This window comes from Haloferax sp. s1 (genome assembly GCF_058382125.1).
The window spans coordinates 1-5,030 of the sequence record NZ_JBZRPK010000459.1 but is presented as its reverse complement, the minus strand read 5'-3'; the positions used below and the strand labels follow the sequence as shown (position 1 = coordinate 5,030).

The following is a 5,030-nucleotide window of genomic DNA, read 5'->3' as shown; positions in this document are numbered from 1 at the left end:
GCCCCCGTGCGCTTCTTCACATTACTTCCAATGCCACGGTTACATTTAAGGCCGTCGAACCGAGGGCGCTTCGTCATGCAGTTTCATGACGGGGTTGCGGAAAAAACGACGATATCTCTCAGCGGTCAATATCGCGCGACTGGAGGCCGGCCGTTCATCCCCCGCTTTGTACGTACGGTCTGACCGGGTGTTGGTCGCGCAGACGGAATTGACAGTGCCGTCGTGAAAGGCGTATCGACTGGCGAGTATATTTTGCCTCACGTGCGTACGCACGATAAGAAGTTGAACGTGAACGTCCGTTGGGCTACTCGTCGAGGTGTTCGATTCCTTTCTTGGAGACGTTCCCCTTGGTAATCTTCCCCTCCATCCAACCGGGTTTGTCTTCGGGTGCGTCGCTGTTCCACGCCCACGCGTCGAAGATGTGGACCTTGTCGGTTCCCTTCTCTCGGAGTCGAATCTCAGTCGCATTCGACTCAGCCTCGTCTTCGGAGCCATGAGGGTCAAGCCGACGTGCTGCTTTGAGCGCAGCCTGTCGTGGCATGCTTCCCGAGAAGACACTCGTCTCTGTACCGTCCTCCTTTCGGAGCACAAAGTTCCGCTTACCGTCCTCGCGTACCATGATTTTCCACCTCTATGCCAATGAACCACATAGCACGCCATAAATATATCGCCGTTTTCGACCGACGACGGTACTATACTTATATACTCGTGCGTACGAGACCGTCAAAAAAAGGTCAAGAAAGGTATAGGTGTCCGCGTGAGAGAGTAATAATAAGGCGAAAATAACCGCTCAGCGGGCAGACGGAGACAACACTTATGTATTCCCTGCGGCGAACCAACGGATAGACCCCCAGATGGTCCGGAAAAAGAAGCTCAGTCCGAGTGGCGCCAAAGACGAAAACGGCGAGTACCACAACGTCCACGTCAACCTCCACGAAGATGAACTCGCAGTCGCCGGGATGGAGATTGGCGACGAGGTATTCGTTCGTGTTCGAGACGGCAAAATCATCATCCAGAAGGCAGACCCAGAACAGGTCGAACACGACTTCTGACACGGGTGTACCGTGACGTCTCGAAACAATTCCACCGACAGCGGATGGCACACGATACTACAATGAACCCCTACGCTCTCGCCAAACCCCTTCTCTTCTCGCTCCCGCCGGAAACCGCACATGGGACTATCCATGGGCTTCTCACCACAGTCCGCGGTACCCCCATTGAATCACTTCTCGAGCGACGGTACCGCGTCGACGACCCGCGACTCACGACGAGCGCGTTCGGACTTGAGTTCCCGAATCCGGTCGGTGTCGCTGCCGGATTCGACAAGAACGCCGAAGTGCCGACCGTCCTCGCGGCGCTCGGATTCGGCCACGTCGAAGTTGGCGGCGTGACGGCAAAGCCCCAGACGGGCAATCCGCGCCCGCGGATGTTCCGCCTGCCCGAAGACAACGGCCTCATCAATCGGATGGGTCTCAACAACGAGGGCGCGGACGCGGTCGGCGCGCGCCTGTCCGCGGGCCCGCACCCGGACATCCCTGTCGGCGTCAATCTCGCGCTTTCCGAAGTGACGCCAACCGAAGAAGCTCCAGAGGACTACCGCTACACCTACGAGCGTGTCGCCGACGGGGCCGATTACTTCGTCGTCAACGTCTCCTGTCCCAACAGCGAGGGCTTCCGCGACCTCCAGAACCGCGACTCACTGGAGGCGATTCTGGGGACGCTCGTCGACGCCGGTGCCGACCCGCTCCTCGTGAAACTCTCGCCCGACCTGCCGGACCCTGCGGTCGAAGACGCACTCGACGTCGTCGACGAACTCGACTTAGACGGTATCATCGCGAGCAACACGACCACGTCGCGTCCCGACTCGCTTCAGAATCCGAATCAAGCCGAACGCGGTGGACTCTCCGGAAAGCCCATCGAGTCAGAGGCGACAGAGATGGTCCGGTTCATCGCGGAACGAACCGACGTGCCAATCGTCGGCGTCGGCGGTGTCTCCGACACCGAAAGCGCCTACCGGAAGATTCGGGCCGGGGCCTCGATGGTCCAACTCTACACAGGCATGGTCTACGAGGGGCCGAGCATCGCCCGCGACATCAACCGCGGTCTGGTCGAACGACTCGAACAAGACGGATTCGACTCGGTTGAAGACGCTGTCGGCGCGGACCTGTAAGTCGGCCGCGACGGGTTCGCCGCCGCGAAAGCGAACCGAAGTCTGTTTTTCCTCCCATTCAGTTGACCGATTGTGCGACGTCCCTCCCCCTACGACTCCGGAGCGTTCGCGGTCCTCGTGTCTAACGCGGTCGCTCCGGTCGGTGTCCTGTTGCTCGGTTGGCCTCGTCGGTTTTCGGCACCGAAACGCTACAGTTCGACACGGACGTGGAGTCGACACCCGACGTACAACTCACGATGCCGGACCCCGAGGAAGTCGACGGCGACGATGCGAACGAGAACCACCCGCTGGAGATTCCCCACGTCGAGGACGCAGCGGTGGTGCTCGAAGCGTTCGGGGTCAATCAACAGTCGACGCAAGGTGCAGACGGAAACGACTGACGGCACAATAGTGGAGCCGCAGACGGTTAAAAACGGAAGATGAGCGCTTAGTCGTCGTTCTTCACGATGACGAGCGCGCCCTCGGTCTCGACGAACTCGCCCTCACCGGAGTAGGTGCGCTCTTCGTTGACCTCGAACGCGTCGGGGCCGAGTTCGACGCCCGCGACGTGGAGTTCGTCGTCGACGAGTTCGTAGTCGTCCTGTGCGAGCGCGGCCTCGATATCCGGGACCTTACTGCCGAATTCGGGACCGACGATGGAGTAGTCGAGGTCGATACCGGAGATAACGGACTCGATAGGCGGTTCCTCGTCGGTCGAGGTGAGCGACTCAACGTGCATCACGCCGCTGATATCCGCTTCGAGACCGGAGACGTGCCCGTAGACTTCGACCTCGTCGAGCGGGGCGGTCATCGAGAGCTGCGCGTCGCTTTTGTACTTCCGGAGTGCGCCGACGACGGCCATCGCCGTCTCGCCCGCCTCGAAGTCGGCGTCGAGACCGAGCGGTTCGGGCCACGACTGGTCGTGGACGCTCGCTCCGTCGTACATGTCGCGCCAGAGTTCCTCGGTGACGTGGGCGAGGATGGGCGCGAAGCAGACGAGGAACCGTTGGTGGGCGGTCCGGAGCGTGTAGGCCGCAGATGGGTCGTCGCTCTCGCGGACTCGCTGTTTGTCGATTTCGAGGTAGTCGTCGCAGAACGTGTGCCAGAAGAAACTGCGCAGGCGGTCGCGCGCCTTCGAGAACTCGCGGTTCTCCAGTTTCTCGGTGACGAATTCGAGTTCGCGGTCGAGCGAGGCCAGAAGCCAGCGGTCAATCTCCTGTAGGTCGTCGTGGTCGAACTCCGCTGGTGCGTCCTCGGTGAGGCTCTCAACGAGCTTTGACGCGTTCCAGAGCTTCCGCATCAGTTTCTCGCCCGCGACGAGACCTTTCTCCTGGTACGGCAGGTCGTCGCCGACGGCGCTCCCGGCGGCCCAGTAGCGGGCGGCGTCGACCGGGAACTTCTCCAGAACCTCGTCGGGCGAGACGACGTTGCCGACGGACTTGGACATCTTCTCGCGGTTTTCGTCGAGAACCATCCCGTTTATCATGACGCTGTCGAACGGAACCTCGCCAGTGTGCTCGTAGCACTTGACGACCGTGTGGAACAGCCAGAATGAGATGATGTCGTGGCCCTGCGGGCGCATGTCGAACGGGTAGAGTTCGGGCCGTTCGAGTTCCATCTCCTCGGTCTCGGGGTTCCAGTCCCAGCCACCGTTGATGAGGGGCGTAAGCGACGAGGTCGCCCACGTGTCGAACACGTCGTCTTCGGCGACGAACTCGTCGTTGCCACAGTCGGGACAGCTATCAACCGGCGGGTCGTCAGAAAGCGGGTCGACCGGCAGGTCCTCGCGGTCGGCGACGACGGCGTGCTCGCAGTCCTCGCAGTACCAGACTGGGAACGGAATCCCCGAGGAGCGCTGCCGCGAGATAGCCCAGTCCCACTGGAGTCCCTCGATCCAGTTTTTGTACCGCGTGAACATCTTTTCTGGGAACCAGTCCATCTGTTCGCCCGCTTCGAGGTACTCCTCGCGCTTGTCGAGCAGTTTGATGTACCACTGGTCCTTGACGAGGAACTCGACGCTCGTGTCACAGCGCTCGTGGACTTTGACCGCGTGCGTGATGGCACGTTTGTCGAGAAGTGCACCGGAATCTTCGAGGTCAGGGACGATTTTCTCGCGCGCTTCGTGCGCGGACAGGCCCGCATACTCGCCCGCTTCCTCGGTCATCGTGCCGGACTCGTCGATGGCGATACGAAGCGGCAGGTCGTGTGCCTGATACCACTCGATGTCCGTCTGGTCACCGAAGGTACAGCACATGACGAGACCGGTTCCCGTCTCTAAGTCGACGCGCTCGTCTTCGAGGATGGGAACCTGCTGGCCGAACAGCGGGACCGTCGCCTCTTGGCCGACGAGATGCTCGTTCTCGTCGTCGTCGGGGTGAACGAAGACGGCGACACACGCGGGGAGGAGTTCAGGACGCGTCGTGGAGATGACGAACGATTCGTCCGAATCGGCGACGCCGAACTCGATATCGTGGAAGTGCGAGTGCTGCTCGTCGTCTTCGGTCTCGACCTGTGAGATAGCCGTCTCACACTCGGGACACCAGATAGCGGGGGCTCGCTGGCGGTATTGGCGGTCCTTCTCGTACAGGTCGATAAACGAGAGTTGTGAGACGCGCTGGACCTCCGGCGAGATGGTCTGGTAGGTCTGGTCCCAGTCGATGGAGATACCGAGGTTCTGCATCTTCTCGGTGAACTCCGACTCGTACTTCGAGGTGACTTCACGGCAGAGCTTCTGGAACTCGCGTCGCTCGTAGTCCTGGTGTTTGATATCGAGTTCGTCCTCGGTCAGGAGCTCCGACGCGATGCCGTTGTCGTCGTATCCGAACGGGAAGTACACCTCCTTGCCGCGCATCCGGTTGAACCGGGCGACGAAATCCTGGAG

Annotated in this window: 5 protein-coding genes; 3 read left to right on the top strand and 2 right to left on the bottom strand. The window is 60.8% G+C overall.

The window, feature by feature from the left end:
• Positions 1-304 precede the first annotated feature (304 nt).
• On the bottom strand, positions 305-619 hold the full coding sequence (locus QT222_RS06750; RefSeq protein WP_004059058.1) for a non-histone chromosomal MC1 family protein: 315 nt from the start codon (positions 617-619) through the stop codon (positions 305-307).
• A gap of 235 nt (positions 620-854) precedes the next feature.
• Here QT222_RS06750 and QT222_RS06745 point away from each other — a divergent pair, with 235 nt between their 5' ends.
• The 3 genes from QT222_RS06745 to QT222_RS06735 all read left to right on the top strand — a co-directional run bounded on the left by QT222_RS06745 (position 855) and on the right by QT222_RS06735 (position 2,550).
• Positions 855-1,052: a hypothetical protein gene (locus QT222_RS06745; protein ID WP_004059056.1), complete on the top strand. Its 198-nt coding sequence runs from the start codon at positions 855-857 to the stop codon at positions 1,050-1,052.
• Between the two features lie 62 nt (positions 1,053-1,114).
• Positions 1,115-2,170, top strand: a complete 1,056-nt coding sequence (locus tag QT222_RS06740) for a quinone-dependent dihydroorotate dehydrogenase (RefSeq protein ID WP_004059052.1) — start codon at positions 1,115-1,117, stop codon at positions 2,168-2,170.
• Positions 2,171-2,328: 158 nt separating this feature from the next.
• On the top strand, positions 2,329-2,550 hold the full coding sequence (locus tag QT222_RS06735) for a hypothetical protein (RefSeq protein WP_004059050.1): 222 nt from the start codon (positions 2,329-2,331) through the stop codon (positions 2,548-2,550).
• Between the two features lie 47 nt (positions 2,551-2,597).
• Here the strand turns inward: QT222_RS06735 and QT222_RS06730 are convergent.
• Positions 2,598-5,030 (bottom strand): valine--tRNA ligase (locus QT222_RS06730; RefSeq protein ID WP_491476718.1); only part of this gene is annotated, 2,433 nt, incomplete at its 5' end.

Coding starts and splice junctions, on each gene's coding strand:
- QT222_RS06745 (WP_004059056.1), top strand. CDS start 855: ATGGTCCGGAAAAAGAAGCTCAGTCCGAGTGGCGCCAAAGACGAAAAC.
- QT222_RS06750 (WP_004059058.1), bottom strand. CDS start 619: ATGGTACGCGAGGACGGTAAGCGGAACTTTGTGCTCCGAAAGGAGGAC.
- QT222_RS06740 (WP_004059052.1), top strand. CDS start 1,115: ATGAACCCCTACGCTCTCGCCAAACCCCTTCTCTTCTCGCTCCCGCCG.